At 71.5% G+C, this 25080-nt stretch carries 16 protein-coding genes; 8 read left to right on the top strand and 8 right to left on the bottom strand.

The genetic code is table 11. The features are described from left to right. The first annotated feature begins 209 nt into the window (after nt 1-209). Genes ACIPSJ_RS38605 through mtnK form a run of 4 tightly spaced genes read left to right on the top strand, consistent with a single transcriptional unit; the run spans nt 210 to nt 5061 of the window. A complete protein-coding gene (locus tag ACIPSJ_RS38605) occupies nt 210-1304 on the top strand; it encodes a substrate-binding domain-containing protein (protein ID WP_401352876.1) in 1095 nt (364 codons plus the stop codon). Next, nucleotides 1291-2814: a sugar ABC transporter ATP-binding protein gene (locus ACIPSJ_RS38600; RefSeq protein ID WP_359209242.1), complete on the top strand. Its 1524-nt coding sequence runs from the start codon at nt 1291-1293 to the stop codon at nt 2812-2814. Before ACIPSJ_RS38605 ends, ACIPSJ_RS38600 begins: the two co-directional genes overlap by 14 nt. A 37-nt stretch (nt 2815-2851) precedes the next feature. Continuing rightward, complete coding sequence (locus tag ACIPSJ_RS38595; RefSeq protein WP_401352873.1) at nt 2852-3883, top strand: ABC transporter permease; 1032 nt, start codon at nt 2852-2854, stop codon at nt 3881-3883. Between the two features lie 14 nt (nt 3884-3897). Then, complete coding sequence (mtnK, locus tag ACIPSJ_RS38590) at nt 3898-5061, top strand: S-methyl-5-thioribose kinase (RefSeq protein ID WP_401352871.1); 1164 nt, start codon at nt 3898-3900, stop codon at nt 5059-5061. On the opposite strand, the gene ACIPSJ_RS38585 is transcribed toward mtnK, so the two are convergent. From ACIPSJ_RS38585 to ACIPSJ_RS38565, 5 genes are all read right to left on the bottom strand, one after another. Next, a complete protein-coding gene (locus ACIPSJ_RS38585; RefSeq protein WP_401352869.1) occupies nt 5058-8390 on the bottom strand; it encodes an NACHT domain-containing protein in 3333 nt (1110 codons plus the stop codon). The two genes, mtnK and ACIPSJ_RS38585, sit on opposite strands and share 4 nt — an antisense overlap. A 392-nt stretch (nt 8391-8782) precedes the next feature. Next, nucleotides 8783-10399 (bottom strand): glycerol-3-phosphate dehydrogenase/oxidase, encoded by a 1617-nt coding sequence (locus ACIPSJ_RS38580; protein ID WP_359209254.1) that lies wholly within the window; start codon nt 10397-10399, stop codon nt 8783-8785. Nucleotides 10400-10452: 53 nt separating this feature from the next. Next, a complete protein-coding gene (gene glpK / locus ACIPSJ_RS38575) occupies nt 10453-11994 on the bottom strand; it encodes a glycerol kinase GlpK (protein WP_359209257.1) in 1542 nt (513 codons plus the stop codon). Nucleotides 11995-12086: 92 nt separating this feature from the next. Further along, nucleotides 12087-12881, bottom strand: coding sequence for an MIP/aquaporin family protein (locus ACIPSJ_RS38570; RefSeq protein WP_355716715.1), 795 nt, complete (start codon nt 12879-12881; stop codon nt 12087-12089). Nucleotides 12882-13261: 380 nt separating this feature from the next. Continuing rightward, on the bottom strand, nt 13262-14026 hold the full coding sequence (locus ACIPSJ_RS38565; protein WP_359209261.1) for an IclR family transcriptional regulator: 765 nt from the start codon (nt 14024-14026) through the stop codon (nt 13262-13264). A gap of 361 nt (nt 14027-14387) precedes the next feature. Between ACIPSJ_RS38565 and metH the strand changes: the two genes are divergently transcribed. The 3 genes from metH to ACIPSJ_RS38550 all read left to right on the top strand — a co-directional run bounded on the left by metH (nt 14388) and on the right by ACIPSJ_RS38550 (nt 20761). Further along, on the top strand, nt 14388-17903 hold the full coding sequence (metH, locus tag ACIPSJ_RS38560) for a methionine synthase (protein ID WP_359209264.1): 3516 nt from the start codon (nt 14388-14390) through the stop codon (nt 17901-17903). Nucleotides 17904-18031: 128 nt separating this feature from the next. Continuing rightward, on the top strand, nt 18032-18733 hold the full coding sequence (locus ACIPSJ_RS38555; protein WP_355716723.1) for an HAD family phosphatase: 702 nt from the start codon (nt 18032-18034) through the stop codon (nt 18731-18733). Between the two features lie 423 nt (nt 18734-19156). Continuing rightward, nucleotides 19157-20761: an ABC transporter substrate-binding protein gene (locus ACIPSJ_RS38550; RefSeq protein WP_401352865.1), complete on the top strand. Its 1605-nt coding sequence runs from the start codon at nt 19157-19159 to the stop codon at nt 20759-20761. Nucleotides 20762-20837: 76 nt separating this feature from the next. Here ACIPSJ_RS38550 and ACIPSJ_RS38545 read toward each other — a convergent pair whose 3' ends face one another. Beyond that, complete coding sequence (locus ACIPSJ_RS38545; RefSeq protein ID WP_030608351.1) at nt 20838-21509, bottom strand: response regulator transcription factor; 672 nt, start codon at nt 21507-21509, stop codon at nt 20838-20840. A 16-nt stretch (nt 21510-21525) separates the two neighbouring features. After that, nucleotides 21526-22467, bottom strand: coding sequence for a RecB family exonuclease (locus tag ACIPSJ_RS38540; RefSeq protein WP_359209271.1), 942 nt, complete (start codon nt 22465-22467; stop codon nt 21526-21528). Nucleotides 22468-22607: 140 nt separating this feature from the next. On the opposite strand from ACIPSJ_RS38540, the gene ACIPSJ_RS38535 reads away from it, so the two are divergent. After that, nucleotides 22608-24182, top strand: a complete 1575-nt coding sequence (locus tag ACIPSJ_RS38535; RefSeq protein WP_401352862.1) for a site-2 protease family protein — start codon at nt 22608-22610, stop codon at nt 24180-24182. 66 nt (nt 24183-24248) lie between these two features. Here the strand turns inward: ACIPSJ_RS38535 and ACIPSJ_RS38530 are convergent, their stop codons facing one another. Continuing rightward, entirely contained in the window at nt 24249-25034 is a 786-nt protein-coding gene (locus ACIPSJ_RS38530) for a hypothetical protein (RefSeq protein ID WP_401352860.1), read from the bottom strand. Nucleotides 25035-25080: the final 46 nt, after the last annotated feature.

Below are 25080 nucleotides of genomic sequence, written 5' to 3'. Positions count from 1 at the left end.
CTGCTGCTCGTGCGGCGGCTGTACGTGGACCTGCTCCGGTCGACCACGGCCAGCTGTCGCTGACCTCATCCGGAGCCCCGACGCGCCCTGTTGCGGCGCGTGCCCGCCCTCTCCGTGTGGCCGGCGTCCGCCCTGCCCAGCTCCGGTTCAAGCACCCTCCTTCTCCCTCCTTCTCTCTCCGCGCCACCCCTTGCACCTGGAGCCCCGTCATGCCCCGTGCCCGTCTGCCCCTTGCCGCGCTCTCGCTGGCCTCCGTCTCCCTCCTCCTCGCCGGCTGCTCGCAGTCCACGGACGCCTCGAAGAGCACCGGCTCCACCGCGGCCTCGGCCTCCGCCGCCACCGGCAAGAAGCCGGCCCCCTTCAGCAAGGGCACGGTGAAGGTCGCCCTGGTCCGGCAGAGCGGGGCCGGCGACTACTTCGAGCAGTGGGGCAACGGCGCCAAGGCGCAGGCCAAGGCCCTCGGCATCGACCTGACCGTGTACGACGCCCAGGCCGACAACGCCAAGCAGGCCACCGACCTCTCCTCGGCCATCAACTCCGGCGCGCGGGCGATCATCGTCGACCACGGCTTCCCGGCCACCATCCAGCCGGAGATCGACCAGGCGGTGAAGAAGGGCATCAAGGTCGTTGTCTACGACGTCGACCAGACCAACAAGTCCGTCGTCAGCACCGAACAGGACGACGCCAGCATGGCCCAGGCCGTCCTCGACGTGATGGCCAAGACGGTCGGCAAGAACACCAAGGTCGGATACGTCAACGTGGCCGGCTACGCCGCCCTCGACAAGCGCGACACGGTCTGGCAGAAGGCGCTCACGTCCAACGGGTGGACGCAGGAGTTCAAGGTCGGCAAGGTGACCGACTCCACCGCCACCGACAACGTTCCCCTGGTCTCTGCCGCGCTCACCCAGCACTCCGACGTGACCGGCGTCTTCGCGCCGTACGACGAACTCGCCAAGGGCACCGTCCTCGCCGTGCAGAACAAGAAGCTCCAGGACAAGGTGAAGGTCTTCGGCGCGGACGTCTCCAACGCCGACATCCAGAACATGACCGCCACCGACAGCCCGTGGGTGGCCACCGCCGGCACCGACCCGTCCGCCGTCGGCGCCGCCGTGGTCCGCACCACCGCGCTGGAACTGGCCGGCCAACTGAACAAGACCTCCGTCGAGTTCCCGGCCGTCGCCATCACCCGCGACTTCCTGCTCAAGAACAAGATCGAGAACATGGACCAGCTGCGCACCGCCCTGCCCGCGCTGAACCTCTCCCAGGTCAGCACCGCGGACTGGATCCCCAATGTCGCCCACTGACACCGCTCCCGCGGTCGCCCTGCGGGACGTGAGCATGGCCTTCGGCGGCAGGACGGTCCTGGAGTCCGTCTCGCTGGACATCGCCCCGGGCAGCGTGGTCGCGCTGCTCGGCGCGAACGGCGCCGGAAAGTCCACCCTGATCAAGATCCTGTCCGGCGTGCACAGGGACCACGGGGGCGAGGTGCGGGTCGCGGGGGAGCCCGTGGCTCTCCAGTCGCCGCTGGCCGCACGCCGGCTGGGCATCCAGACGGTGCACCAGCGCATCGGCGAGGGCATCGTCCCCGGCCTCACGGTCGCGGAGAACCTGGTCTTCGAGGAACTGGCCCAGCGGCGCGGCAACCCGTTCCTCGGCGGCGCCCGCACCCTGGCCCGCGCCCGCGAGATCCAGGCCGGCCTCGGCCTGGACTGGCCCGATCCGGTCCTCCGTCAGGACGTCACCGAACTCGGCATCTCCGACCGGCAGTTGCTGATCCTGGCCCGCGCCCTGGCCACCCGCCCCCGGCTGCTCGTCCTCGACGAACCCACCTCCGCCCTGTCGGCCGCCGAGGCCGAGCGGCTCTTCGCCCTCGTCGAGAAGCTGCGCGACGACGGCATCGCCGTGCTCTACGTCTCCCACCGCCTCGGCGAGATCGACGCCCTCGCCGACCGGCTGGTCGTCCTGCGGGACGGCCGTCTCACCGACGACCAGGCGAAGCCCTTCGACTGGGACACGGCCCTGCGCGCGATGCTCGCCCAGGCCCACGAGGCCCGGACGGCCCGCCCGGCCCGCGAAGGGGATCGGGGCGAGACCGTCCTCGCCCTGCGCGGCGTCCGGCTCCTCGACGGCCGCGCCCCGCTCGACCTCGACCTGCGCGGCGGCGAGGTCACCGGCGTCGTGGGCCTGCTGGGCGCGGGCAAGACCGAACTGGCCCGCGGCCTCTTCGGCGCCGAGCCCTTCCGCACCGGCACCACCGAACTGGACGGCAGGGTCTACGCGCCCCGCCGCCCCGCCGACGCCATCCGGGCCGGCGTCCACCTGGTCCCCGAGGACCGGCACACCGACGCCCTCGTCCCCGGCTGGTCGCTGGCCCAGAACATCTCCCTGCCGTTCCTCAGGTCCCTCTCCCGGGCCGGCCTGGTGAGCCGCCCGCGCGAGGACGCCCTCGGCCGGGACACCGTCGAGGCCCTCGGGGTCGTGGCCCGCGACGAGCACAGCGCGATCGAGGAACTCTCCGGCGGCAACCAGCAGAAGGTCGTCGTCGGCCGCTGGCTCGCGAAGACCCCCCGCGTCCTCATCCTGGACGAACCGTTCCGAGGCGTGGACATCGGCGCCCGCCGGGACATCGGCCGCCGGGCCCGCGCCCTGGCCGCCGAGGGCGCCGCCGTGCTCGTCCTGTCCGCCGACGTCGACGAGGTGCTGGAGGTCGCCGACCGGGTCGTCGTCCTCGCGGCCGGCGAGATCCACCTCGACGCGTACGGCGAGGACGCGGAGCGCGACCGCGTGATCCAGACCATCGCCGTGTCCGTCTAGTCCCTCCGACACCCGGCCGCCGAAGGAAGCAGCACCCATGACCACCATCACCCGGGGCACCGAGAGCCCGGCCCGGCCCGGCAACGCCGTGCGCGTCCAGGACGCCGTCATCAAGTACGGCTTCATCTTCGTGACGGTCGCGCTCTTCGCGTACTTCGCCCTGACCGAGGGCTCGTTCCGCGAGTCGGCGACCCTCCTCGACACCCTGCGCTATGTCTCCGTCGCCGCGATCCTCGGCCTCGGCGTCACCCTCACCATGGCCGTCGGCGGGATGGACATGTCCGTCGGCGCGGTCGCCGGACTCGGTGTCTCCGTCGCCGCCCAGACCATGGTGATCCAGAACCAGGTCGGCACGGTCGCCATCCTCGCCGTCCTCGCGGCGGGCGCCCTGGCCGGACTGCTCAACGCGCTGCTGATCGTCGTACTGAAGATCCCGGACATGCTGGCCACCCTGGGCACCATGTTCGTCATCCAGGGCGGCAAACTCATCCTGGTCGACGGCCAGTCCATCACCCCGGGCATGACCGAGTCCGACGGGACGACCGCCCCCGGCAGGTTCACCGCCGGGTTCCTGCGCATCGACCGCGGCACGGTCCTCGGCATCCCCGTCTCCGTGCTGATCTTCGGCGGACTCACGGTCGCCGCCTGGGTGTTCCTGGCCCGCACCCGCTGGGGCCGGGTCCTCTACGCCATCGGCGCCAACCCGGAGGCCGCCCGGCTGGCCGGCATCCGCGTCGGCGGCTACCGCGCGCTCGCCTACGTCCTGTCCGGCGTCCTCGCCTCCGTCGGCGGACTGATCCTGGCCTCCCGGATCGGCCAGGGCGACGTCTCGGCCGGCACCTCCCAGCTGCTGGAGGCGGTGGCGGTCGCCCTCGTCGGCACCTCCGTCCTCGGCAGGGGTCGCCCGAACGTGTGGGGAACCGCCCTCGGCGCCGTGCTGATCGGCATCATCACCACGGGCCTGACCATCAAGGGCCTGCCGTACTACACCCAGGACGTGGTCGAGGGCGCCGTCCTCATCCTCGCCCTGGTCTTCAGCTTCACCCTGTCCAAGCGCCGCACCGCATAAGGAAGTTCGAGACGATGGGCTACCGCATCCTGGAGACCGCCGACATCCCGGCCTACCTGCGCGAGCGCGGCCACTGGGACGACCCGGCCGACATCGAGGTCCGCGAGGTCTCCGACGGCAACGTCAACCGCGTCTTCCTCGCCTCGGACCGGGCCGGCACCCGCGGCCTCGCCCTGAAGCAGGCGCTGCCGTGGGTGCGGGTGGCCGGGCCGTCCTGGCCGCTGAGCCCCGACCGCTCCGACGCCGAGGCCCGCGCCTACGAGCAGCTCGCCAAGGTCGCCCCCGACACCGTCCCCGCGATCCACGGCTACGACCCCGAGAACCACGCCCTGGTCATGGAGGACCTCTCCGACCTGGAGGTGCTGCGCACCGTCCTCAACGAGGGCGCCGCGTACGGCCCGGTCACCTCCCCCCGGATCGGTGAACTGGTGGCCCAGCTCTCCTTCGCGACCAGCGACTTCGGCCTCCCCTCGGCCGAACGCAAGGCCCTGATCGCCGCCTCGGTCAACCCGGAACTCTGCGAGATCACCGAGGACGTCGTCCTCTCCGAGCCCTACGTCGAGCACGAGCACAACCACTGGCTGCCCGAACTCGACGACCTCGCCGCCGGGTTCCGCGCCGACGCCCGGCTGCGCACCGAGGTCGCCGACCTCCGCCACACCTTCATGACCAGCGCCCAGGCCCTCCTCCACGGCGACCTGCACACCGGCAGCATCATGGTCGGCGAGCGCGCGAGCACCCCCGTCGTCCGGGTCTTCGACCCCGAGTTCTCCTTCGTCGGCCCCATCGGCTTCGACCTCGGCCTGTACTGGGCCAACACCCTGGTCTCGGAGGAACGCGCCCGCGCCCTGGGCACGCTGTCCGACCACGCCGACCAACTCCGGCTGTCCTGGGAGGCGTTCGAGACCACGTTCCGCGGGCTGTGGCCGACCCGCGTGGACACCTTCTTCGACGACGCCTACCTGGACCGCTTCCTGGGCCGGGTCTGGACGGAGTCGCTGGGCTTCGCGGGCACCGAGATCGTCCGCCGCATCATCGGCTTCGCCCACCTCACCGACCTGACCACCTTGCCGGACCCGGCCCCTGCCTCCCGGCGCGCCCTGCTGCTCGGACGCGAACTGATCGTGCGCCGCGCCGAGTTGACGTCTCCCGAAGCGGTCCGGGAGCTCGTCGGCTAGCCGGGCCTGCCGCCCCGCTCCCGGACCGGCCCGTCGGCCGCCTCGCGCGGCCCGGGCGGTCCGACGGGAAAGACCTCGGGTGCGGCGTCGGCGGTCTCGTTCGCGAGGTACGACTGCAGCCGCAGATGCCGGAACTCGAAGTACGCCCCGGACTGCCGCAGCACACCCCGCCGGTGGGCGTCCTCCAGGAACGCCATCAGCCGCCAGGGCAGCCGTCCCGTCACCGCGAGCCAGCCCCGGGCGACGGCCAGCCGGCCCCACGCGCTCAGCGCCACCGCGGCCGTGCCGAGCGGCAGCCACAGCTGGGTACCGACGTGCACCAGCCCGCCCCAGTCGCCCGGCACCAGCGTCACCGGCACACAGACGCACGCCACCACCAGGGCGACGACCCCGCCCCGGGTCACGGACGCCGTCCGGTCGGTGCGCAGGTCGGACCCGGGACCGGGCGCCCGCATGGTGTCCGAGGGCACGCTCAGCGCCCGGTACACCCCGCACACACACCCGCCCACCACCCCCACGACGACTCCGGCCACCACGAACGGCGGCAGACAGCGGGCCAGCAGACCCGACGCCGGCCCCTGGGTCAGCCAGGCGCGCGCGTCCGGCGGCAGCACCGACCGCAGATCGGCCGCGTACGCGACCGGGCCGCCGGTGCCGCCCGGCGCGAGACGGACGACGACCGTGCCGCCCCGGGACTCGAACACCGTGTCCGCGGCACGGAACTCCGCGCAGTGGCGGCCGTGCAGCAGCGGGACCGTGCAGTCCGGCGGCACCGCTCCGCGCGGGTAGGCGATCGGCCGCGCCCCGTCGCCGGGGACCAACAGCGTGCCCCGCAGCGGCCGTTCGAGGGCGGCCGTCCTGACTCCGGCGTGCTCGGTGAACCGCCAGCCGTCGACCTGCCGTCCGGCGAGATCGGGTGCGGCACCGGACTTGAGGACGGTCACCCCCGTGGCGGCGAGCCCGGCCAGCGTGCACGCGGTGACACCGGTCAGCAGCGCGACGGCCGTACCCCGGACCACCCCGGTCGCGAACCGCCGTACGACCCGCCCGCCCCGGGGCACCAGCGCGCCCTCCCGGCCGGCCCGGCGGACACCGCTGACCAGCAGCGCGGTACCCGCGGCGGTGGCCGTGACGCCCACCAGCACCGGCCAGGGACCGCCGGGCCGGCCCAGCACCGCCCCGGCCGTCGTGCCCGCTCCGGCCAGCAGCAGGGCCGCCCCGCACAGCCGGGCCCAGATCCGCTCGCCGGTGCCGCTCCACGGCAGGCCGAGCGGCACCGGCCGCCGGGGCAGCCCCGCGATGCCGAAGAACAGCGTGAACAACAGGGAGAACAGACGGCCGCCGAGCAGATCCGGCAGCCAGCCGTCGGTCACCGAACCGAAGCGGAAGCCGAACCGCAGATCGTCTGCGTACGCGAAGGCCGCCCACAGGGCCCCGCTCACCCCGACGACGGTCAGCCCCTGCCGGACCAGGAACGGCCGGCCCGGCTCGCCCCCACCGTCCGGCAGCAGCCACGCCACCCCGAACGCGAAGCCCGACGCCTGCCCCACCAGCGTGGCGACCAGCGACAACAGGTCCTCCACACCGGCCAGTTCGCGCACCGCGCGAGTCACCGCGACCGGCAGCAGCAGCGCCGACAGCACGGCCATGGACAGCAGCCCGGGCGCATAGACCCGCAGGGCCCGCGGCAGCAGCGACTCCAGCTCCCACCAGGCCAGCCGTCCGGTGTCCCGGCGGTGCAACTCCCGTGCCAGCAGGGCGAGGTGCCGTGCCGCGTCCGAGGCGGTGTGCGGCTCCGCGTCCGCGTAGGCGGCCGGCACGAACGCCCCGAGCAGATGCTGCTCGACGGCGGCCGCCGTTCCGAAGCGCGCGGTGTCGAGGAGTTCCGAGGGGTCCCGGGAGGTGTCGCCGTACACCGCGCGGGCGAGGGACACCGTCAGGGGAGTGGTGAGCGCCGTGGCCGCCGGGGAGTGCGGGTGCCGCGCCAGCTCCTCCACCACCGGCGTCCACACGGTGGCGTCCGTCCCGTCCGTCGTCCGCTGCGGCCGCGCCGTGCGCTCCAGATGCGCGGTGGCCTGCGCGAGGTCGAGCGGCCGGAGTTCGACCACCTCGGCGGCGGTGAGGACGTCGCCCTCGGCCACCGCGGTCGCCCACGCCGTGGCCCGGCTGGTGAGCAGCAGCGGCAGGTCGTCGTCGAGACCGGCGTTGATCCGTCGTACCGCCTCCCCGTAGGAGGGCCGGGCCAGCTCGTCGAAGCCGTCGAGCACCGGCAGGACCAGCCCCGCGTCCAGCAGGCCGCGGGCGAGGGTGCGGGTGCCGTCGGTCACGGCGGCCAGCGGCCGGTGCTCCGCCGCCAGCCGCTCCGCGAGCCACTCCCGCAGCCCGGTCCGCCGCGGGTCCCAGCCGGCCAGCGGGAAGATCACCGGCACCGGTTCGCCCGGCTGCCGCTCGGCCAGCCGCGCCAGCACGAACCGCACCGCCAGCACACTCTTGCCCGCCCCCGGCCCCCCGAGCACCACCAGCCGCCGCCCCGGCACCACCGCGAACACCTCGGCCAGACCCTCGACCCGCGACACCCGCGGCCCCGGCACCCGCCGCGCCCGGCCACCGTCCCGGTCCCGCGCCCGGCTACCGTCCCCGTCCCGGCCACCGTCCCGGTCCCGCGCCCGGCTACCGTCCCCGTCCCGGCCACCGTCCCGGTCCCGCGCCCGGCTACCGTCCCCGTCCCGGCCACCGTCCCCGTCCCGCGCCCGGCCACCGTCCCGGTCCCGGTCCCGGTCACCGGACCGTCGGGCACGCGACCCGTTTCCGGGCCGGCCGCCGGACCGTGTGTTGCGGCGGGTGCTTTCGGGGTGTCGGCCGGGTTGCCCGTTTCGCCGTGTGTCTTGAGGGCGGTCGCCGGGCTGCTCGTTGCGTGGTGTGTCTTCGGGGTGGTCAGCGGGCCGGCCGATGCCGCGTACGTTCTCCGGATGGTCGGCGAGGCGCCGGTCCGCGGGGGCCCAGTGGACGTCGATCGGTTCCGGGTCCTGGAGGCGGCGCAGGCGTGCCTCCGCGGCCCACTGCTCGCGTACGGCCTCGGCCAGCGCGTCGGCGGCCCGTCGCCGTTGCTCCTCGGCGGGGGCCGGAGCCGGGTCGGCGTCGCCGCGCAGTACGTCGGCCACCAGCGCCGCGACCGACACCAGGGTGCCGATCGCCGAGATCAGGACGCCCTCGGTCGCCGCGTCGTGCCGCCAGAACCGGAGCACTCCCGTGAGCGCCGCCAGCGCCGCCGCGCATGCCGACAACGCCAGGCGCCGCCGCGCCCGGGCACTGTGCCATCCGCCCTGCATGTCCGCTCCCCGGGGGCCGCTCCGCTGTCTCTGCCGCGTACCGCCGTACGGCCGTGCGGACGTGCGGTACCGGAAGGACCCGTTGTAGCCGCCGGGATCTCGGAGAACCGGCTGTTCGAAACACGTGTGAGGGAGCGCGCGGTGGTGTTCGGGGGGCGGTTGGTGGTGCGATGCGAAGGCCCAGCAGATTCCCCGGGCACGGGGCTGCGGCATACGCATGCGAGGGCACGGGCATGCGAAGGGGCGGCTCCCCAGGGGATGGGAGCCGCCCCTTCTGTCGCCCGCCCCCGGTACGGCGGGGGCGGGGACGTCAGCGGATGCCGGGCCGGTCAGGGAGGACCCGGCACACCGCCCGTCTCGCGCCGCTTCTCGCTGCTCGGCGCTTCTTCTCGTTACTTCTTGTCGAGCAGGTCCTGGACCTTGGCCCTGACGTCGTCCGTGGCCAGGCCGCGGATCGTCAGGGTGGTGCGGCGGCGCAGCACGTCGTCCGTGGTCTCGGCCCACTCGTGGTCGCGGGCCCAGACGACCTGCGCCCAGATCTCCGGGGCGTCGGGGTGGACGCGCTCGGCCAGCTCCGGGTGCTCGTTGGCGATCCGGGCGATGTCGAAGGCCAGCGAACCGTAGTGGGTGGCCAGGTGCTTGGCGGTGTCGGCGGCCATGCGCGGGCCGGGCGCCGGGTTGTCCACCAGCAGGCGGTGGGCGACCGCGCGGGGGTTGGCGACACCGGGCAGCGGCAGCTTCTTCGGCAGCGAGGCGATGGGCTCGAAGTCGTCGCCGAGCGGGTGGCCCGGCAGCGCCTCCAGCTTCTGCATCACGGTGCGGCCGATGTGCCGGAAGGTGGTCCACTTGCCGCCCGCGACGGACAGCATGCCGCCCCGGCCCTCGGTGACCACGGTCTCCCGCTTGGCCTTGGCGGTGCTGCCGGGGCCGCCCGGCAGCACGCGCAGGCCGGCGAAGGCGTAGGTGATCAGGTCGCGCTGGAGCTGCTGGTCCCGGACGGAGAACGCGGCCTCGTCCAGGATCTGGGCTATGTCCTTCTCGGTGACCGCGACGTCCGCCGGGTCGCCCTCGTACTCCTCGTCGGTGGTGCCGAGCAGGAGCATGTCCTCCCAGGGGAGGGCGAAGGTGATGCGGTACTTGTCGATGGGGGTGGCGAGCGCGGCCTTCCACGGCGCGGTCCGCTTCAGGACCAGGTGCGCGCCCTTGGAGAGGCGGATGGAGGGGGCCGCGTTCGGGTCCTCCATCTTGCGCAGGTGGTCGACCCAGGGGCCGGTCGCGTTGAGCACCAGCCGGGCGTTGACGCCGAACTCCTCGCCGGAGACGGCGTCCTTCAGGTCGGCGCCGGTGACCCGGCCCTTGGTGAAGCGCAGGCCGGTGACCTGGGCGTGGTTGAGGACGACCGCGCCCGCCTCGACGGCCGCGCGGACCGTCATCAGCGCCATGCGGGCGTCGTTCATCTGGTCGTCGCCGTACACCGCGACGGCCTTGAGGTTCTCGGTGCGCAGCTCGGGCACGTCCTGCGCGGCCTTCGCCGGGCTCAGCAGGTGCCCCACTCCGTCACCGAACGCGGAGAGCGCGGAGTAGGCGAAGACGCCCGCCCCGAGCTTCGCGGCGCCGTGCGGACCGCCCTTGTACACGGGGAGGTAGAACGTGAGCGGGTTCGCCAGGTGGGGGGCCACCTGGCGGGAGACCGCACGGCGCTCGAAGTGGTTCTCCGCCACCAGCTTCACCGCGCCGGTCTGCAAGTAGCGCAGACCGCCGTGGAGGAGCTTGGAGGAGGCGGAGGAGGTGGCGCCGGCGAAGTCGCCGGCGTCGACCAGTGCCACCCGCAGACCGGACTGCGCGGCGTGCCAGGCGGTGGAGATGCCCAGGATGCCGCCGCCGATCACGAGAAGGTCGTACGACGCCTTGGAGAGCTGCTCCCTGGTCTCGGCCCGGCTCGGGTTGGAGCCGGAGGCCGGGTGCGTCCCCAGGGCAGGCACGGACTGCAGGGTGGACTGACTGGTCATGTCGGGTTCTTACTCCTCGTCAGAGCTCGATCGTGAGAGCTTGTGCGCTCTCGTCAGCTCTCGTCGTCGTCGATCCAGCCCATGGTCCGGTCGACGGCCTTGAGCCAGTTCTTGTACTCACGGTCGCGGGTCTCCGCGTCCATGCGGGGGGTCCATTCGGCGGCCCGGCGCCAGTTGGCGCGCAGCTCGTCGGTACCGGACCAGAAGCCGACGGCGAGGCCGGCGGCGTAGGCGGCGCCGAGGCAGGTGGTCTCGGCGACCATCGGGCGCACCACGGGCGCGTCCAGGACGTCGGCGAGCTGCTGCATCAGCAGGTTGTTGGCGGTCATGCCACCGTCGACCTTGAGGGCCACCAGCTCGTCGCCGGAGTCCTTCACCATGGCGTCCGCGATCTCGCGGGTCTGCCAGGCGGTGGCCTCCAGGACGGCGCGGGCCAGGTGCGCCTTGGTGACGTACCGGGTCAGGCCGGCGATGACACCGCGGGCGTCGGAGCGCCAGTGCGGGGCGAACAGGCCGGAGAAGGCCGGCACGAAGTACGCGCCGCCGTTGTCCTCGACCGAGAGCGCGAGCGTCTCGATCTCGGCCGCGGTGGAGATCAGGCCCATCTGGTCGCGCATCCACTGCACCAGCGAACCGGTGACCGCGATCGAGCCCTCCAGCGCGAACACGGTCGGCTGGTCGCCGATCTTGTAGCCGACCGTGGTCAGCAGGCCCGCGTAGGAGTTGATGATCTTGTCACCGGTGTTCATCACCATGAAGGTGCCGGTGCCGTAGGTGGACTTGACCTCGCCCTCGGAGAAGCAGCACTGGCCGAACAGGGCCGCCTGCTGGTCGCCGAGCGCGGAGGCGACCGGGATGCCGCCGAGCAGGTCGCCGAGCTTGCCGCCGGTGACCTCGCCGTAGACCTCCGCGGAGGAGCGGATCTCGGGCAGGATCTGCAGCGGCACGCCGATGGACTCGGCGATCTTCTCGTCCCACTGCGTGGTGTGCAGGTTCATGAGAAGGGTGCGGGAGGCGTTGGTGACGTCGGTGACGTGCTTGCCGCCGTTGACACCACCGGTCAGGTTCCAGATGACCCAGGTGTCCATGGTGCCGAAGAGGATGTCGCCCGCCTCGGCGCGCTCCTGGAGGCCGTCGACGTTGTCGAGCAGCCAGCGGGCCTTGGGGCCGGCGAAGTAGGAGGCGAGGGGGAGGCCGGTCTCGCGGCGGAAGCGGTCCTGGCCGACGTTGCGGCCGAGCTCCTTGCAGAGGGCGTCGGTGCGGGTGTCCTGCCAGACGATGGCGTTGTGGACGGGCTCACCGGTGTTCTTGTCCCACAGCACGGTGGTCTCGCGCTGGTTGGTGATGCCGATGGCCTTGATGTCGTCGCGGGTGATGCCGGCCTTCTGGATGGCCCCGGCGACGACTTCCTGGACGTTGGTCCAGATCTCGTTGGCGTTGTGCTCGACCCAGCCCGGCTTCGGGAAGATCTGCTCGTGCTCCTTCTGGTCGACCGAGACGATACGGCCGTCCTTGTCGAAGACGATGCAGCGGCTGGAGGTGGTGCCCTGGTCGATCGCGGCGATGAAGGGGCCTGCGGTGTGGGCGTCGGTCACTGTGTGCTCCTCAGAGGTCCGTGGTGTGGAGGCGGTACGTACGGCGCGTGTCTGCTTGTGAGCCGGATCTGCTTCTTAGCTTGATCTGCTTCTCAGGCGAATGCGACGTTGTAGATCCCTGCGGCGATGGCCGCGCCGATCAGCGGACCGACCACCGGGATCCAGGCGTAGCTCCAGTCGGAACCGCCCTTGTTGGGCAGCGGGAGGAGCGCGTGCACGATCCGCGGACCGAGGTCACGGGCGGGGTTGATCGCGTACCCGGTCGGGCCGCCGAGCGACAGACCGATCGAGACGACCACGAAGGCGGTGATCAGGCCGCCGATGACGCCGAGGCCGTTGCCCTTGTCGTTGAGGCCCTGGGTGAGGACCGCGAGGATCAGCACCACGGTGCCGATGATCTCCGTGGCCAGGTTCTGCACCGCGTTCCGGATCTCCGGACCGGTGGAGAAGATACCGAGGACCGGACCGGCGCCCGTCTCCTGGGCCTCGACGGCCTTGACCTTGGTGGCCTGGGCACCCGGACCGCCGACGATCTCCTTGTCGGTGAGGTGCGCCTGGAACTGGCCGTAGTAGGCGACCCACACCAGGGCCGCGCCGATCATGGCGCCGAGCAGCTGTCCGGCGAAGTAGACCGGGACGTTGCTCCAGTCGCTGTTCTTGATCGCGAGAGCGACGGTGACGGCCGGGTTGAGGTGGGCACCGGACAGCGGTCCGGAGATGTAGACCGCCGTCATGACGGCGAAGCCCCAACCGAAGGCGATGGCGAGCCAGCCGGCGTTACGGGCCTTGGAGGCCTTGAGCGTGACGGCGGCGCACACACCGCCGCCGAGCAGGATGAGTATGGCGGTACCGATGGTCTCGCCGATGAAGATGTCGGAGCTGGACACCCGCGACTCCTTTGTCCTTCGTCCAGGGGACCGAACCCCGGGTCCCTCCGGGAGTTCGAGCTGCCCTCGGGGGTGAGAGCGATGTTGCCGGCCCTTGGCGTTGTCACACTCTAGCGCGTATTGCCGGTAGGTGTTCGACAATGCCGACCGATGGACGGGAGTCTTGCTCCGGCGTTACGTGCACGTCAAGAGTTCTGTTATCGAAAACGCGATCGTTATTGATTGCTGTGAGATGTCGATCTTTGTCGGGTCCTGTGCCGGGTGTGACGTGATAGCCCCACTGAACTGCGGATTCATCCAGTTTTGTCCGTTTCAGGGTACGACTGAGGCCGGTTCGCCGACACGCGAACCGGCCTCAGTCGTCGATCAGTGGTGCCCGGTCAGAACCGTCCGGCGCCCAGGTCCCGCGACACCGCGCGGGCGCAGTCCCGCACCGCGGCGATCAGCTCGGGCCGCAACTCCCCGTCCTTGCAGAGCCGTTCCACCGCGCCCGTGATGCCCACCGCGCCCACCGGCATGCGCCGCCGGTCGTGGATCGGCGCCGCGACGGAGGCCACGCCCTCCCAGGTCTCCTCCACGTCGGCCGCGTATCCACGCGCGCGCGAGATGTCGAGGATGTGCTCGAAGGCGTCCAGCTCGCAGGTGGTCCGGTCGGTGAAGGGCTTGCGGTCGGCCTCCAGGGCCTCGCTGTGCGCCACCGGGTCGTAGGCCGACAGCACCTTGCCCAGGGCCGTGGAGTGCAGCGGCTGCATCGCGCCGATCTCCAGCACCTGCCGGCTGTCGTCGGGCCGGAAGACGTGGTGCACGATCAGTACGCCCTGCTGATGGAGAACGCCCAGGTAGACGCTCTCCCCGCTGGACCGGGCCAGGTCGTCCGTCCATACCAGCGCCCGCGCCCGCAGCTCGTGCACATCCAGGTAGGTGGTGCCCAGCCGCAGCAGCTCGGCGCCCAGCTGATAGCGCCCGGAGGCGTCGTCCTGCTCGACGAACCCCTCCTGCTGGAGGGTGCGCAGGATGCCGTGGGCGGTGCCTTTGGCGAGGCCCAGGGAGGAGGCGATGTCGGACAGGCCGAGCCGTCGCTCGCCGCCCGCGAGCAGCCGCAGCATCGCGGCCGCCCGTTCGAGCGACTGGATGTTCCGTGCCATCGCCGTCCTGTCCTCCGTCCCAACGACCCTCACCGCAACGACGGCGTAACCATCGTTCGGCAATGTCGAACACTACCGGTCCATGTCGACGGACCGCTAATGGTCCGTCGACACCTGTTACATCACACGTGGGAATCCGGTCACCTCACCGGGCACACACGTGACCTCTCTGTGACGAGCCCGTGCCCGGTCGGCCGGGCGGGTGAGGGTCCCGTGACGGCCCCGCGTCTCACTCGTCCGCCACATGGACGCCCTGCCCATCCAAGCCCACACCCGGTTAGGCTGACGCAGTGCGTCCCTGCCCGGGCCCGCCCCGGGGGGACCGCATAGCCGACAGCCGTCGCATCCAAGGGAGCCCTTCATGGCCTCGTCGCCGCCGTCCCCTTCCGCCGACAGCCGGACCCGTGTGTCCGCGCTCCGTGAGGCGCTCGCCACCCGTGTGGTGGTCGCCGACGGAGCCATGGGCACCATGCTCCAGGCGCAGGACCCCACGCTGGACGACTTCCAGCAGCTCGAGGGATGCAACGAGATCCTCAACGTCACCCGCCCCGACATCGTCCGCTCGGTCCACGAGGCGTACTTCGACGCGGGCGTGGACTGTGTCGAGACCAACACCTTCGGCGCCAACCACGCGGCGATGGCCGAGTACGACATCCCCGAGCGGGTCTTCGAGCTGTCCGAGGCGGGCGCCCGGATCGCCCGGGAGACCGCCGACGGCTACCTCGCCCGCGACGGCCGCCAGCGCTGGGTCCTCGGCTCCATCGGCCCCGGCACCAAGCTGCCCACCCTCGGCCACATCGGCTACACCACGATCCGGGACGCCTTCCAGCAGAACGCCGAGGGCCTGATCAGCGGCGGCGCGGACGCGCTGATCGTGGAGACCACCCAGGACCTGCTGCAGACCAAGGCGGCCGTGATCGGCGCCCAGCGCGCCCGTGAGCTCTCCGGCCTGGACGTCCCGATCATCGTCTCCGTCACCGTGGAGACCACCGGCACCATGCTGCTGGGCTCCGAGATCGGCGCCGCGCTCACCGCGCTGGAGCCGCTCGGCATCGACATGATCGGCATGAACTGCGCCACCGGCCCCGCCGAGATGAGCGAGCACCTGCGCTACCTCTCCCGGCACTCCCGGATCGCCCTGTCGTGCATGCCGAACGCGGGCCTGCCGGTCCTCGGCAAGAACGGCGCCAGCTACCCGCTGACCGCGCCGGAGCTGGCCGATGCCCACGAGACCTTCGTCCGGGACTACGGCCTCTCCCTGATCGGCGGCTGCTGCGGCACCACCCCCGAGCACCTGCGCCAGGTCGTGGAGCGGGTCCGGGGCGTCACCCCGCCCGAGCGCAGCCCGCGCCCCGAGCCCGGCGCCGCCTCCCTCTACCAGACGGTGCCGTTCCGCCAGGACACCTCGTACCTGGCCATCGGCGAGCGCACCAACGCCAACGGTTCCAAGAAGTTCCGCGAGGCCATGCTGGCCGCCCGCTGGGACGACTGCGTGGAGATGGCCCGCGAGCAGATCCGCGAGGGCGCCCACATGCTGGACCTCTGCGTGGACTACGTCGGCCGCGACGGCGTCGCCGACATGGAGGAGCTGGCCGGCCGCTTCGCCACCGCCTCCACCCTGCCGATCGTGCTCGACTCCACCGAGGTCCCCGTCATCCGGGCCGGCCTGGAGAAGCTCGGCGGCCGCGCGGTCATCAACTCCGTCAACTACGAGGACGGCGACGGCCCGGAGTCCCGCTTCGCCAAGGTCACCGAGCTCGCGCGGGAGCACGGCGCCGCGCTGATCGCGCTGACCATCGACGAGGAGGGCCAGGCCCGCACCCCGGAGAAGAAGGTCGAGATCGCCGAACGGCTCATCGACGACCTGACCGGGAACTGGGGCATCCACGAGTCGGACATCCTCATCGACACCCTGACCTTCACCATCTGTACCGGTCAGGAGGAGTCCCGCAAGGACGGCATCGCCACCATCGAGGCGATCCGCGAGCTCAAGCGCCGCCACCCGGACGTCCAGACCACCCTCGGTCTGTCCAACATCTCCTTCGGCCTCAACCCGGCCGCCCGCATCCTGCTGAACTCCGTCTTCCTCGACGAGTGCGTCAGGGCGGGCCTGGACTCGGCGATCGTGCACGCCTCGAAGATCCTGCCGATCGCCCGCTTCAGCGAGGAGGAGGTGCAGACCGCCCTCGACCTCATCCACGACCGCCGCGCCGAGGGCTACGACCCCCTCCAGAAGCTCATGCAGCTCTTCGAGGGCGCCACCGCCAAGTCCCTCAAGGCCGGCAAGGCCGAGGAACTGGCCGCCCTCCCGCTGGAGGAGCGCCTCAAGCGCCGCATCATCGACGGCGAGAAGAACGGTCTGGAGGCCGACCTCGACGAGGCGCTGACCACCCGCGCCGCCCTCGACATCGTCAACGAGACCCTCCTGGACGGCATGAAGGTCGTCGGCGAGCTGTTCGGCTCCGGCCAGATGCAGCTGCCGTTCGTCCTGCAGTCCGCCGAGGTCATGAAGACGGCCGTCGCCCACCTCGAACCGCACATGGAGAAGTCGGACGCCGAGGGCAAGGGCACCATCGTCCTCGCCACCGTCCGCGGCGACGTCCACGACATCGGCAAGAACCTCGTCGACATCATCCTGTCCAACAACGGCTACAACGTCGTCAACCTGGGCATCAAGCAGCCCGTCTCCGCGATCCTGGAGGCCGCCGACGAGCACCGGGCCGACGTCATCGGCATGTCCGGCCTGCTGGTCAAGTCCACGGTGATCATGAAGGAGAACCTGGAGGAGCTCAACCAGCGCGGCCTGGCGGCCTCCTACCCGGTCATCCTCGGTGGCGCCGCCCTCACCCGCGCCTACGTCGAACAGGACCTGCACGAGCTCTACGAGGGCGAGGTCCGCTACGCCCGGGACGCCTTCGAGGGCCTGCGCCTGATGGACGCCCTCATCGGCGTCAAGCGCGGGCTGCCCGGCGCGGTCCTGCCGGAGCTGAAGCAGCGCCGGGTGCGGCCGGCCGCGACCGTCGAGGCCGAGGAGCGGCCCGAGGAGGGCCACGTCCGCTCCGACGTCGCCGTCGACAACCCGGTGCCCACCCCGCCGTTCTGGGACACCCGCGTCATCAAGGGCATCCAGCTCAAGGAGTACGCGAACTGGCTCGACGAGGGCGCCCTCTTCAAGGGCCAGTGGGGCCTCAAGCAGGCCCGCACCGGCGAGGGACCCACGTACGAGGAACTCGTCGAGACCGACGGCCGTCCCCGGCTGCGCGGGCTCCTCGACAAGCTGCAGACGGAGAACCTGCTGGAGGCGGCCGTGGTCTACGGCTACTTCCCGTGCGTCTCCAAGGACGACGACCTGATCATCCTGGACGACCGCGGCAACGAACGCACCCGGTTCACCTTCCCGCGCCAGCGCCGCGGCCGCCGGCTCTGCCTCGCCGACTTCTTCCGCCCGGAGGAGTCGGGGGAGACGGACGTGGTCGGCCTTCAGGTCGTCACCGTCGGCTCCCGCATCGGCGAGCAGACCGCCAAGCTCTTCGAGGCCAACGCCTACCGCGACTACCTCGAACTGCACGGCCTGTCCGTCCAGCTGGCCGAGGCCCTCGCCGAGTACTGGCACGCGCGGGTGCGCTCCGAACTCGGTTTCGCCGGCGAGGACCCGAGCGACATCGAGGACATGTTCGCCCTGAAGTACCGGGGTGCCCGCTTCTCCCTCGGCTACGGCGCCTGCCCCAACCTGGAGGACCGTGCCAAGATCGCCGACCTGCTCCAGCCCGAGCGGATCGGCGTGCACCTCTCCGAGGAGTTCCAGCTGCACCCCGAGCAGTCCACGGACGCCATCGTCATCCACCACCCGGAGGCGAAGTACTTCAACGCGCGCTGAGCGGCGCGCCGACACCGAGACGTGTCCCACAGAGCACACTGATCGGATAAGTCGTACACTGGTCGGTCCACAGCAGGCCGGTTCCCCGCATGGGAACCGGCCTGATCGTCCCTCAAGGAGGTACGTGGATGACCAGCACGGTCCCCGCGCTCGGAACCCGGACGGCCGAAGGCTCGGCCCTTCAGGCGGTGCTCCTCGACATGGACGGCACCCTGGTGGACACCGAGGGCTTCTGGTGGGACGTCGAGGTGGAGATCTTCGCCCGCCTCGGCCACACCCTCGACGACTCCTGGCGCCATGTCGTGGTCGGCGGCCCGATGACCCGCAGCGCCGGGTTCCTCATCGAGGCCACCGGCGCGGCCATCACGCTCGCCGAGCTCAGCGTGCTGCTCAACGACGGCTTCGAGGAACGCCTCGACGGCGGCCTGCCGCTGATGCCGGGCGCCCGGCGGCTGCTCGCCGAACTCTACGAGCAGCAGATCCCCACCGCCCTGGTCTCCGCCTCGCACCGGCGCATCATCGACCGGGTCCTGACCGGGCTCGGCACCCACCACTTCAGCCTGTCCGTCGCCGGCGACGAGGTCTCGCGCACCAAGCCCCACCCGGATCCGTATCTGCTCGCCGCCGCCGGTCTGGGCGTGGATCCGGCCAGGTGCGCGGTGGTCGAGGACACCGCGACCGGAGTCGCCGCCGCCGAGGCTGCCGGCTGCCAGGTCGTCGCCGTCCCGTCCGTCGCGCCCATCGCCCCCGCCGAGCGGCGTACCGTGGTGGCCTCCCTCGAACAGGTCGACCTGGCATTTCTGCGCGGACTGATGACGGAAATGCGCTAGTCGTTCACCCAGCGTGCAAAGGGCATTGAGTGAAATCCCGGCTCGGGCCGCGCCATGGAATTCGCACCCGTTCGACCGGCTGAATTCCGATAGCTGCTCACACATTTTGCCATGTGACGTTCCCCACGTGCCAGACGCTCGACAACGTTGCCCGGCTGTGCCGCACGCCCCCGTTCGGGGGGAAACGCGGCGACCTTGTGTCCCGATTGGGGAGAGCCTGCACTAATCCTGCCGCTGTCGGGTTTTCGGTCTGTCCGCAACCGGTTCCACTCCGTGATGGGACCTCAACTCACGCGCCTGCGAACCCTCCTGCGGGTGCGCACTAATCTCGTCGCGAGAACATCGCCGCAACCCCCGTGATCCGCTTCGACACCCCATGTATGCGGGATACACGGACACGATCAGCTCTGGAGAACTTCGAGCATGAACCGTAAGACTTTGGTGCTGCCGGCCGTGGTCGGCCTGCTCACTCCGGTCCTCGCCGCCTGCGGTGGTTCCGGCAGTGGAAGCAGCAGCAACGACGCGATCGTCGTCGGCACCACCGACGGGTTCACTGCCACGAAGGAAGCCCCGGCGCCGGTCGACCCCGCCTACTCCTACGACGTCGGCGGCTGGAACATCCTGCGCCAGACCGTGCAGACCCTGATGTCCCAGCCCAAGGGCGAGGGCGACCCGGTCCCCGACGCGGCCGAGAGCTGCTCCTTCACCGACAGCGGCAGTGAGCGCTACGCCTGCAAGCTGCGTGAGGGCCTGAAGTTCTCCGACGGCAACTCCGTCACCGCCGAGGACGTCAAGTGGTCCATCGAGCGCGCCCTGCGCATCAAGTCGGACAGTGGGGTCTACGGCCTCCTCACGAACATCGACACCATCGAGACCCAGGGCGACCGCGAGGTCATCTTCCACCTCAAGACCGCCGACGCCACCTTCCCGTACAAGCTGTCCACTCCGGTCGCGGGCATCCTGAACCCGAAGGACTACGAGAAGGACAAGCTCCGCGACGGCTTCGACATCGACGGCTCCGGCCCCTACAGCTTCAAGGCCGACGTCAAGAACGACGAGCTCGTCTCCGCCACCTTCACCAAGAACCCGAACTACAAGGGCAGCGTGAAGGTGAACAACGAGCAGGTCGTCCTGCGCTCGTACAAGGACGCCGACGCCATGGGCGAGGCGCTCGACAAGGGCGACATCGACGTGATGACCCGCACCATGTCGCCGTCGCAGATCGACAAGCTCAGCACCGGCAAGGACTCCAACATCGACCTGGTCGAGATGTCCGGTCTGGAGATCCGCTACCTCGGCTTCAACACCGCCGCGTCCACGGTCAAGTCCAAGGCCGTCCGCGAGGCCATGGCCCAGCTCGTCGACCGCGCCGGCCTCGTCTCCAAGGTGTACGGCTCCCAGGCCGAGCCGCTGTACTCGCTGGTCCCGGCCTCCGTGACCGGCCACTCCAACTCCTTCTTCAACAAGTACGGCGACCCCAGCGTCTCCAAGGCCAAGAACCTGCTGACCGCGGCCAACATCACCACCCCGGTGAAGCTGACCCTGCACTACACGACCGACCACTACGGTCCGGCCACCAAGCAGGAGTTCGAGGTCCTCAAGCAGCAGCTCAACGGCAGCGGCCTCTTCGACGTCAGCATCGAGGGCCACCCCTGGTCGACGTACCAGACGGACGAGCGCAAGGGCGACTACGACGTCTACGGCATGGGTTGGTTCCCCGACTTCCCGGACGCCGACAACTTCCTCGCGCCGTTCCTCGACAAGGACAACTTCCTCAAGTCGCCCTACGTCAACAACCGGATCATCAACACCCTGATCCCCGAGTCCCGCCGCGAGGCCGACCGGGCCAGCGCCAGCGGCAGCCTGACGGAGATCCAGGACGACGTCGCCGACGACGTGCCGGTGCTGCCGCTCTGGCAGGGCAAGCAGTACGTCGCCGCCCGCGACGACATCACGGGCGTCGCCTACGCCCTCAACTCCTCCGCGAGCCTCCAGCTGTGGGAGCTCGGCCGCGGCTCCAGCAGCTGACGGACCTTCAGTACGCCGAAGGGCGCCCGCTCCGCGAGGAGAGGGCGCCCTTCGCCGTCGTGACCGGGTCCGCCGCCTACTGCGCCCCGGGGCGCACCAGCCCGCTCTCGTACGCGTACACCGCCGCCTGCACCCGGTCCCGCAGCCCCAGCTTGGTCAGCACATGCCCCACATGGGTCTTCACGGTGGTCTCGCTGACGAACAGGTCGGCGGCGATCTCCGCGTTCGACAGTCCCCGCGCCACCAGCTTCAGCACCTCCACCTCACGGTCGGTGAGGGTGTGCAGGGTGTCCGGCACCGGCTCCTCGCCGGACGGCAGATGGGTCGCGTACTTGTCGAGCAGCCGGCGCGTGATGCTCGGCGCCAGCATCGCCTCGCCGTTCGCCACCACCCGGATCGCCTGCACCAGCTCGTTGGCCGGGGCGTCCTTCAGCAGGAACCCGCTGGCCCCCGCGCGCAGCGCCTCCACCACGTACTCGTCGAGATCGAACGTGGTCAGCACCAGCACCTTCGCCGGGCCGTCCCGGCCGGGCCCGGTGATCTGCCGGGTCGCCTCCACGCCGTCCATCCGCGGCATCCGGATGTCCATCAGCACCACATCGGGCTGGAGGGCGCGCACCTGGTCGAGGGCCTGCAGGCCGTCTCCGGCCTCGCCCACGACCGCGATGTCCTGCTCGGCCTCCAGAATCATCCGGAACCCGGTTCGCAGCAGCGGCTGGTCGTCGACCAGTAGGACGCGGATGGCCACGGTGAGTCTCCTTCTGCTAGTCCGCGCCCATTCTGCCCTGCGGCACGTCCCCGGACTCGGCCGACCTCACCGGCAGCGGGTACGGCGGGGGAGTGCCGCCGAACTCCGGGCAGTGCGCCTGGTGGTCGCACCAGCCGCACAGCTTCGTGGGACGCGGCCGCCACTCACCCGACTCCGTCGCCTCCCGGATCGCCTCCCACAGCGCGAGCAGCTTGCGCTCGACCCGCTGGAGATCGGCGAGGACCGGGTCGTACGTCAGCACGTCGCCGCTGCCGAGATAGACCAGCTGCAGCCGCCTCGGCACCACGTTCTTCAGCCGCCACACCACCAGCGCGTAGAACTTCATCTGGAACAACGCGCCCTCGGCGTACTCCGGCCGCGGCGCCTTGCCCGTCTTGTAGTCGACGATCCGCACCTCGCCCGTCGGCGCCACGTCGACCCGGTCGATGATCCCGCGCAGCCGTAGCCCCGACTCCAGCTCGGTCTCCACGAACAGCTCGCGCTCCACGGGCTCCAGCCGGGACGGATCCTCCAGCGTGAACCAGCGCTCGACGAGCTGCTCCGCCTCGCCCAGCCAGCGTGCCAGCCGCTCGCCCTCGGGGTCGTCCGCGAACAGCTCACCGACCTCCGGCCGGTTCTCCCGCAGCCGGTCCCACTGGCCCGGGATCAGCGACTTGGCCCGCGGCGCGGTCCGGTCGGCGGCCGGGGCGTCGAAGAGCCGCTCCAGGACCGCGTGCACCAGCGTCCCTCTGGTCGCCGCCTCGCTCGGCTTCTCCGGCAGCCGGTCGATCACCCGGAACCGGTACAGCAACGGACACTGCATGAAGTCACTGGCCCGCGAGGGCGACAACGAGGCGGGCGGCCGGGCCGTCGGCCCCGCCACCGCCGTGACCGGCTCTTCCCCCTGCGCGACGTCCGCGCCCCGGGCCTGCGGGGTGTCCTCGATGCTGCTCTCCATGACCACAGACCATACGGCCCGCCACTGACAGTCACCCAACTCGCGCGACGGCCCGGCCAACACAAGGGGTGCCGGGGCGAAACGCGTCACGACGGCCGCATACCATCGACCACAGACGACGTTTCTAACGAGGGGACACCGTGGACGTGAGCGGCGGGAGCGGGCAGCCCCGGTCGGAGAACGCCGAACCGACCGAACACCCCGCAGGCCCTACGGCCCCGACCACCGACGGGGGCCCGGACCCGGCCGACGCCCCGACAGCTCCCCCGGAGACCGAGGCGTCCCCCCGCACCGGGAAACCGTCGCCGACGCCGTCCGCCGAGGAGCCGACCGAGCCCACGGAGCCGACGGCCGGGCCGGAGACCGACGAGGCCCCGGAAACGGCCACGCCCGAGGACACACGGGCCGACGCACCCGCCGACGCCCCGGTCTCGGACGCCGCGGTCCCCGACACCCGCACGGACAAGCCCACCGACGCCCCCGGCACCTCCGGTGAATCCGAGGGGCGGGCCCTGGCCGACTCGGGTATGAGCAAGGGGCGGCCGCCGCAGCGGCCCAAGGAACCCGGCGGCGGACTGCTCATGGGGCGCCCCTTCGGCGTGCCCGTGTACGTCGCCCCCAGCTGGTTCCTCGTCGCCGCCCTGATCACCTGGGTCTTCGGCGGCCAGCTCGACCGCGTCCTGCCCGAACTCGGCGCCGCCCGCTACCTCGTCTCCCTCTTCTTCGCCGTCGCCTTCTACGCCTCCGTCCTGGTCCACGAGCTGGCCCACACGGTCGCCGCGATCCGCTTCAAACTCCCGGTCCGCCGCATCCAGCTCCAGTTCTTCGGCGGCGTCTCCGAGATCGAGAAGGAGGCCGAGACCCCCGGCCGCGAGTTCGTGCTGGCCTTCGTCGGCCCGCTGCTCTCCCTCGTCCTCTCCGGCGTCTTCTACCTCGCCATGCAGCCCGTCGAGCCCGGCACCGTCCCCGGCGTCCTGCTGGCCGGCCTGATGGTCTCCAACCTCATCGTGGCCGCCTTCAACCTCCTGCCCGGGCTGCCCCTCGACGGCGGCCGGATGCTCCGCGCCGTCGTCTGGAAGATCACCGGCAGGCCCATGAGCGGCACCGTCGCCGCCGCCTGGGTCGGCCGCGCGCTCGCCGTCTCCGTCCTGATCGGCCTCCCCCTCCTCAACTACTCCGGTGCCTTCGGCGGCGGTGCCGAGGAGACCGGCGGCGGCATGGACACCGTCACCGACGCCCTGCTCGCCGCCATCCTCGCCGCGATCATCTGGACCGGCGCCGGCAACAGCCTGCGCATGGCCCGGCTGCGCGAACACCTCCCCGAGCTGCGCGCCCGCACCCTGACCCGGCGCGCCGTGCCCGTCGAGACCGACACCCCGCTCTCCGAGGCCCTGCGCCGCGCCAACGCCGCCGGCGCCCGCGCCCTGGTCGTCGTCGACGCCGACGGCAACCCGCTCTCCCTGGTCCGCGAGGCCGCCATCGTCGGCGTACCCGAGCACCGCCGCCCCTGGGTCGCCGTCAGCGGCCTCGCCCAGGACCTCACCGACGGCATGCGGGTCTCCGCGGAACTCGCCGGAGAGGATCTCCTCGACGTCCTGCGCGCCACCCCCGCCACCGAGTACCTGGTCGTGGAGGAGACCGGCGAGATCTACGGCGTCCTGTCGGCCGCCGACGTCGAGCGGGCCTTCGTGCGGGCGATGGCCCGCCCCAGCTGAGCACCGCTCTCCTAAAGCGGGTGTCATCTGCTTCCGCCGCAGGGCGGGAGCCGCTCGATCCCGCTCCTAGCGAGGCTGCCAGACGTCCCCGGGCGGGGTCGGCGCCCGTCGCCGCCGCAGTCGCCGGACGGTGAAGAGAACCGCCGACATGAGCGCCGTGAGCGCAACGGCGACCGGGGCCACCGCCTGCCAGGGGACATGGAGCAGGAGCGCACCGTAGGCCCAGCCGAGCCCGGCGACCAGCACGATGCCGAGCAGCCAGCGGCCCACCGGGCGCCAGGTCCAGGGCCCCAGGTCGTCCGGCCGGACCAGCCGCAGGGCGCCGAACCCCAGCGCCAGCGCCGCCAGCAGGGCCGCCGTCACGCCGAGTCCGGCGAACATCTGCGGCTCGTCGCGCGGTTCGTCGGCCGTGGCCTGCTCGTCGTCGTACCGGACGAGCCGCATCACCGCGCCCCGCCAGACGACGCCGCCGACCCGGTCCCCGGTCCGGAGCTGCCGCAGTACCGGCCCCGGGTCGCCGAACGCGACCACGCCGTCCCAGTAGCGGGTGCCGGACAAGGTCGCCTCGAAACGCACATGCCGTCGGGAGAGGAATCCCTGCCGGCCCTCGACCACCGTGTCCCGCACCGTGAAGGTGACGGTGCGCAGGCAGTCCTCGGCGGGACCGGCCGGCACCGGGTCCGAGCAGACCGCGGCCGCCCGGTACTCCCGGTACTCGCGCATGGTCGTCGGCAGCATCACGGTGAACAGGTAGCAGCAGAAGTACGCCGAGACCACCGCCCCGACCACCAGCAGCACGCCCCAGAGCCGTGCCTCGCCCGCGTCCGACCCGTCTCCGACCCCCACCGCCACGGCCCGCTCCCCCCGCTCGCCGGCGTCACCCTCGTGTTGACGCCAC

The organism is Streptomyces sp. NPDC090088 (assembly GCF_044747345.1).
Classification (GTDB): domain Bacteria; phylum Actinomycetota; class Actinomycetes; order Streptomycetales; family Streptomycetaceae; genus Streptomyces.
This window is presented reverse-complemented; position numbering and strand designations above follow the sequence as displayed.

Coding starts and splice junctions, on each gene's coding strand:
- ACIPSJ_RS38605 (WP_401352876.1), top strand. CDS start 210: ATGCCCCGTGCCCGTCTGCCCCTTGCCGCGCTCTCGCTGGCCTCCGTC.
- ACIPSJ_RS38600 (WP_359209242.1), top strand. CDS start 1,291: ATGTCGCCCACTGACACCGCTCCCGCGGTCGCCCTGCGGGACGTGAGC.
- ACIPSJ_RS38595 (WP_401352873.1), top strand. CDS start 2,852: ATGACCACCATCACCCGGGGCACCGAGAGCCCGGCCCGGCCCGGCAAC.
- mtnK (WP_401352871.1), top strand. CDS start 3,898: ATGGGCTACCGCATCCTGGAGACCGCCGACATCCCGGCCTACCTGCGC.
- ACIPSJ_RS38585 (WP_401352869.1), bottom strand. CDS start 8,390: ATGCAGGGCGGATGGCACAGTGCCCGGGCGCGGCGGCGCCTGGCGTTG.
- ACIPSJ_RS38580 (WP_359209254.1), bottom strand. CDS start 10,399: ATGACCAGTCAGTCCACCCTGCAGTCCGTGCCTGCCCTGGGGACGCAC.
- ACIPSJ_RS38565 (WP_359209261.1), bottom strand. CDS start 14,026: ATGGCACGGAACATCCAGTCGCTCGAACGGGCGGCCGCGATGCTGCGG.
- metH (WP_359209264.1), top strand. CDS start 14,388: ATGGCCTCGTCGCCGCCGTCCCCTTCCGCCGACAGCCGGACCCGTGTG.
- ACIPSJ_RS38555 (WP_355716723.1), top strand. CDS start 18,032: ATGACCAGCACGGTCCCCGCGCTCGGAACCCGGACGGCCGAAGGCTCG.
- ACIPSJ_RS38550 (WP_401352865.1), top strand. CDS start 19,157: ATGAACCGTAAGACTTTGGTGCTGCCGGCCGTGGTCGGCCTGCTCACT.
- ACIPSJ_RS38540 (WP_359209271.1), bottom strand. CDS start 22,467: ATGGAGAGCAGCATCGAGGACACCCCGCAGGCCCGGGGCGCGGACGTC.